The organism is Streptomyces sp. MS191, assembly GCF_008042125.1.
Classification (GTDB): Bacteria; Actinomycetota; Actinomycetes; order Streptomycetales; family Streptomycetaceae; genus Streptomyces.
This window is the reverse complement of record NZ_RDBI01000001.1, coordinates 86962-92532: the sequence shown is the minus strand read 5'-3', so window position 1 is coordinate 92532 and position 5571 is coordinate 86962. Positions and strand designations below refer to the sequence as shown.

General features: G+C 71.5%; 6 protein-coding genes and 1 pseudogene. 3 read left to right on the top strand and 4 right to left on the bottom strand.

What is annotated here, in order from left to right; all coding sequences use genetic code 11:
• A pseudogene (locus EAO71_RS00485) lies at window positions 1-195 on the bottom strand (hypothetical protein); the annotation flags it as partial.
• Between the two features lie 86 nt (window positions 196-281).
• Between EAO71_RS00485 and EAO71_RS00480 the strand changes: the two are divergent.
• Entirely contained in the window at window positions 282-1199 is a 918-nt protein-coding gene (locus EAO71_RS00480; RefSeq protein WP_261991914.1) for a glutaminase, read from the top strand.
• Between the two features lie 83 nt (window positions 1200-1282).
• Here the strand turns inward: EAO71_RS00480 and EAO71_RS00475 are convergent, their stop codons facing one another.
• From EAO71_RS00475 to EAO71_RS00465, 3 genes are all read right to left on the bottom strand, one after another.
• On the bottom strand, window positions 1283-1960 hold the full coding sequence (locus EAO71_RS00475) for a maltokinase N-terminal cap-like domain-containing protein (RefSeq protein WP_147975751.1): 678 nt from the start codon (window positions 1958-1960) through the stop codon (window positions 1283-1285).
• 102 nt (window positions 1961-2062) lie between these two features.
• Window positions 2063-2281 (bottom strand): DUF6296 family protein, encoded by a 219-nt coding sequence (locus EAO71_RS00470; protein ID WP_147975750.1) that lies wholly within the window; start codon window positions 2279-2281, stop codon window positions 2063-2065.
• Between the two features lie 216 nt (window positions 2282-2497).
• A complete protein-coding gene (locus tag EAO71_RS00465; RefSeq protein ID WP_187282496.1) occupies window positions 2498-2896 on the bottom strand; it encodes a DUF5997 family protein in 399 nt (132 codons plus the stop codon).
• A gap of 58 nt (window positions 2897-2954) precedes the next feature.
• Between EAO71_RS00465 and EAO71_RS00460 the strand changes: the two genes are divergently transcribed.
• On the top strand, window positions 2955-3782 hold the full coding sequence (locus tag EAO71_RS00460) for a LysR family substrate-binding domain-containing protein (RefSeq protein ID WP_147975748.1): 828 nt from the start codon (window positions 2955-2957) through the stop codon (window positions 3780-3782).
• 162 nt (window positions 3783-3944) lie between these two features.
• Window positions 3945-4964: an enoyl-CoA hydratase/isomerase family protein gene (locus EAO71_RS00455; RefSeq protein ID WP_147975747.1), complete on the top strand. Its 1020-nt coding sequence runs from the start codon at window positions 3945-3947 to the stop codon at window positions 4962-4964.
• The last annotated feature ends 607 nt before the right edge of the window (window positions 4965-5571 follow it).

Genomic DNA, 5571 nt, shown 5'->3' with positions numbered 1-5571 from the left:
GGCCTCAGGAGCCGGGGAGTCCGTGGGTGCCTCGAGCTCCCAGGCGTGCCGCTTGAAGTCCCGGACGAAGTCCGGGTGGTCCTCCCAGTTGCGCGCGACGCCGCGCAGGACGTCCCAGTTGTGCTCCAGGGCCTGGTCGATGATGTGGCGCAGGGTGGGCTCGGCCGTCGCCCGCCACCGTCTGAGGCCCGCCACACCGCCCCGGCACGACCCCGGGGCGCGGGCGCCGCCGCCTGCGCCCCGACCCGCCGTCGCAGCCCCCTCGCGGCAGAATGGCGWTCATGCTCCTGTCCTTCCTGCCCGTCCTCGAGCGCATCGCCGAGGAGATCGAGGGTCTCGCCGGGCGCGGCCGCCCCGCCGACTACATCCCGGCGCTCGCCGCCGCCGACACCGGCCGATTCGGGATGGCCGTCGCCGAACTCGACGGGACCGTGTACGGCGTGGGGGACTGGCAGGAGCCGTTCTCCACCCAGTCCGTCACGAAGGTCTACACACTCGCCCTCGCCCTCGCCCGCGAGGGCGACATCCTCTGGGAGCACGTCGGCCGGGAGCCGTCGGGCAACCCCTTCAACTCGCTGGTCCAGCTGGAGTACGAGAACGGCATCCCCCGCAACCCGTTCATCAACGCCGGCGCCCTGGCCGTCACCGACCAGCTCCACCAGCTCACCGGGGACGCCTCGGGCGCGCTGCTCGACTTCCTCCGGGAGGAGAGCGGCAACCCGGACCTCGACTTCGACCGCGACGTCGCCGCCTCCGAGACCGACCGGGGCGACCGCAACGCCGCGCTCGCCCACTTCATGGCCTCCTACGGCAACATCGTGAACCCCGTGCCGACGCTGCTGCGGCAGTACTTCCGCCAGTGCTCCATCGCGGCCTCGTGCGCGGACCTCGCCCTCGCCACCGGCTTCCTCGCCCGCCACGGCATCCGGGCCGACGGCTCACGCCTGCTGACCCGCAGTCAGGCCAAGCAGGTCAACGCCGTGATGCTCACCTGCGGCACGTACGACGCGGCGGGGGACTTCGCCTACCGGGTGGGCCTGCCCGGCAAGAGCGGGGTCGGTGGCGGCATCATCGCCGTCGTCCCCGGCCGCTGCACCGTGTGCGTCTGGAGCCCCGGACTCGACGAACGAGGCAACTCGGTGGCGGGCGTCGCGGCCCTCGACCGCTTCACCACCATCACGGGCCTGTCCGTCTTCTGACCCGCGCGGACCGGCTCCGGATCCGCCCGGCGGCGGACGGCGCACCGCCCCGGAGCCGCGGCCGCGCCGTCCACAGGACGGTCTCAGTCCTGCGCGGACCGCAGTACGAGGAACGGCCCGCGCAGCTCGTCGCCGTCGGGGGACCGCCAGCCGGCCGTGACATGGCCGAGGCTCTCGCCGTCCGGCGCGCCGCCGGGCCGCAGCACCCGCCGTACCTCGACCGTGACGTCCGGTGTGCCCTCCACGCACAGGAACGTCGCGTCCCCGCCCTGGGTGACCGAGGTCGCCACGTCCCCCGGGTCCCCCGCCGGGAACACGGCGCCGGAGCCGGCCGGCGCGAGAACGGGTACCACCGAACGGTCGTGCACTCCGGTGTCGTTCTGCGCCTGTGGCTCGGCGCGGCCCTGGAGCAGGGCGAGCAACTGCGCCACGACCACCGGGTCGTGCGTGCCGTCGTAGATCCAGCGGGTACCGAGCACCCCGTGCTCGGACGTACCCACCAGCGCGTGGTCCGCCCCTTCGAGCGGCGCCCCGCGGTAGCCGAGGGGCACGAGGTACGCGACGGGCCGATCGGCGGCGAGGTCCGCGACGACCATGAACTCGATCCCCACCTCGCCGTCCGGGTCGTCGAGCCGGAACCCGCCGGCCTTGACCGGCTCCGGCCGGTTCCCGTCGCCGGCGTACCAGGGCTGGGAGGGCAGCCAGGAGGCGAGGAGCTCCAGCTTGCCGGGACTCATGGTGGTGTGGTGAATGACGGCCATGCCTGCTGAACCTCCTCGACGCCCGCGAGGTTCCCGAGATCCGCACACGATCCGTCCACGGCCGGGAGAACTCCGACATCAGGTCGCTGACCCACACCGGCCTCAGGTGAGCGGGACCGCCCGCGACGGCACGTCGTGCCGCTGCTGTCCGCCGCTGGCCACCATGCGTACGTTGCCGGCCTCGTCGATCTCGGCCTGGACGATGCCGGTCTCGTCGGCGTAGACGGGGTGCCCGCCGGCTCCCTTGCGGTCGGTGCGGGAGACCACGATGGAGTCGCCCGAGACAGGGAAGGTCAGCTCGTAGCGTTCGATACGTCCCATACATCCTTTATACCGACGTACCGTGGCGCCGGCCGAGCCCGAGGCCCGGCCCACCGGAGCGGGAGAACCCGGGAACCCGGTCCCGACGGCCGCCCACGGCGGGCCCGGCACCCGGCCGGACCCCGGAAAACAAACACCCGGCGCCCGAGGACGCCGGGTGATCCCGGTACTGCGCGCCGCCCGCGACCCGAGCCGCGGGCGGGGGTGATCCCTGTATCAGCGGGCGTCCCGCTTCGCCTGCTTCTCGGCGTTCTTCTCCTTGATCCGCACCGTCTCCTTGCGGACCTCGGCCTGGGTCTCGCGCTCCTTCTGGAGCCACTCCGGGTTCTCGGTCTTGAGCGCGTCGATCTGCTCGGTGGTGAGGGGCTCGGTGACCCCGCCCCGCGCGAGGCCCGCGATCGAGACGCCGAGCTTCGCCGCCACCACCGGGCGGGGGTGCGGGCCGGTGCGTCGCAGTTCCACCAGCCACTCGGGCGGGTTCGCCTGGAGCTCGTTCAACTCGGTGCGCGAAACGACACCCTCCTGGAATGCGGCGGGGGTGGCTTCGAGGTACACACCCAGCTTCTTCGCCGCGGTCGCGGGCTTCATCGTCTGGGCGGTCTGGTGCGACGTCATGCCGTCAAGGGTATCGAGCATGTGCGCTACCTCTGACCACGGCCAGTAAGCTGGCCGAGTGACCAGCTCGGAAGAATCCCCGTCGTTCCGGCTCGCCTACGTCCCCGGAGTGACGCCCACGAAATGGGTGCGGATCTGGAACGAGCGACTGCCCGAGGTCCCGCTGACCCTCGTCGGCGTCCCCGCCGCCGAAGCGTCCGACATGCTCCGCGCCCGTGACGCGGACGCCGGATTCGTGCGGCTGCCGATCGACCGGACCGACCTCAGCGCCATCCCGCTCTACACCGAGACCACCGTCGTCGTGATCCCCAAGGACCACGCCGTCGCCGCGGTCGAGGAGATCTCCACCGCGGACCTCGCCGAGGAGATCGTGCTGCACCCCCTCGACGACACCCTCGACTGGGAGCGGCTGCCGGGACGGCCGGCGCTCGAGCGCCCCGCCACGACGGCCGACGCGATCGAACTCGTGGCCGCCGGGATCGGCGTCCTCGTCGTCCCCCAGTCGCTGGCCCGCCTCCACCACCGCAAGGACCTGACCTACCGGCCGGTCCTGGACGCCCCCGAATCCCGCGTCGCCCTGTCGTGGCCGGAGGAGGAGACCACCGACCTGGTGGAGGAGTTCATCGGGATCGTCCGCGGCCGTACGGTCAACAGCAGCCGGGGCCGCCGGCAGAACCCGGCGGAGTCCGGCCGCAAGGGCTCCGAGGCGGGCGGCGCCGCCCGCAAGCAAGGGTCCGGCAAGACCGGCGGGAAGACCGCCGGCAAGACGGGCGGACGACCGGGCGGTGCCGGGAAGCCGGCCCCGGGCCGCGCCGCACGCGGCGGGTCGGGCGGTTCGGGCGGAGCCAAGGGCGCCAAGCGCGGCAAGCCCCGTCGGCGCGGCTGAGGCCGACCCGCCCGGCTCGGCCTTCTCCGCACCCCCTCACCGCCCGAAGGACCCTCCGGACGGTGCACCCGACGGCGGTACGGTGGTCGGAAGATCCTTTCCGAAGGGGAGTGGCGTGACCATGCGACTGTTCGAGGACCTCGACCGGGCGGAGTCCGTACGATGACCACCGCCGAGGAGCCGCACGTCCTCCTGCGCACCGAGGGCCGTGCCGGCTTCATCACCCTGAACCGGCCGAGAGCCATCAACGCCCTCACCCACGCCATGGTCCTCCGTATCGACGAGGCGCTCACCGCCTGGGAGCACGACCCGGCCGTCGAGACGATCGTCATCGAGGGCGCAGGGGAACGCGGGCTCTGCGCCGGCGGCGACATCCGCGCCATCCACGACGACGCCCGCGCCGGCGGCTCCGCCTCGGTCGACTTCTGGCGCGACGAGTACCGCCTCAACGCCCGCATCGCCCGCTTCACCAAGCCGTACGTGGCGTTCATGGACGGCATCGTGATGGGCGGCGGCGTCGGGGTCTCGGCCCACGGCTCCGTCCGCGTCGTCACCGAACGGTCCCGTGTCGCCATGCCGGAGACGGGCATCGGCTTCGTCCCCGACGTCGGCGGTACGTACCTGCTCAGCCGCACCCCGGGGGAGCTCGGCACCCACCTCGCCCTCACCGGCGCACCCGTCGGCGCAGCCGATGCGCTGCTCACCGGCCTCGCGGACCACTACGTCCCCTCGGAACTCCTGTCCGGCCTGGCGGACGAACTGACCCGGTCCCCCGCGCACGAGGTACTGCCCCGGTTCGCCCGGCGAGCGCCTGCGGGCGAGCTGGCGGCCCAGCGCGACTGGATCGATGCCTGTTACTCCGCGGACACGGTGGAATCGGTCATCGACCGTCTGACGGACTCCGGCGTGGCCGAGGCGAAGGAAGCAGCGGTCACCCTGCTCTCCAGGTCGCCCGTCGCMCTCAAGGTCACCCTGGCGGCCCTGCGCCGGGCCCGCGCCTCGGCATCGCTGGAAGACGTCCTCGACATGGAGTTCCGTCTCTCCTGCACGGCGCTCCGCTCCCGCGACCTGATCGAGGGCATCCGCGCCCAGGTCGTCGACAAGGACCGCAACCCCCGGTGGACCCCGCCCACCCTCGAGGCGGTGACGGCAGCCGACGTCGCCCACTACTTCGGCGACTGACCGGACGGGTCGCGGAGCCGTCGGCTCCGCGACTTGACCCGCGCCGCCCGAGTCCGTAAGGTCCTCCGAGTTGCCACGGAACCGTACGGCTCCGCGGCCACGACTCCCGCCGCTCACGCGGCAACCCCAAACACCAGCACGATCTCCCTCCCGGGATGTATTTCGGCCTGTCCGAATTCATTTCCGGTTTCGGGATTCGGCGGCCCGATGCGGGAAGCGCCGGAATGATCCGCTAGAGTTCGGGACGTCGGAACGGCCCAACGGCCGAAATGACAAATCCCGCTGACCGGGAATCAGGCCGGAAACAGTCTGATAGAGTCGGAACCGCCGGAAGGGCCCGGAGCGAAAGCGAATGGGACCGGAAAGCACCGAGGAAATCGGGTCGGAAAGATCTGATAGAGTCGGAAACGCAAGACCGAAGGGAAAAGCCCGGAGGAAAGCCCGAGAGGGTGAGTACGAAGGAAGCGTCCGTTCCTTGAGAACTCAACAGCGTGCCAAAAATCAACGCCAGATTAGTTGATACCCCGTCCATCTTCGGATGGTCGAGGTTCCTTTGAAGTCCTACTGGCCCTTGTGGCAGGTAGGCAAAAAACACAGCGAGGACGCT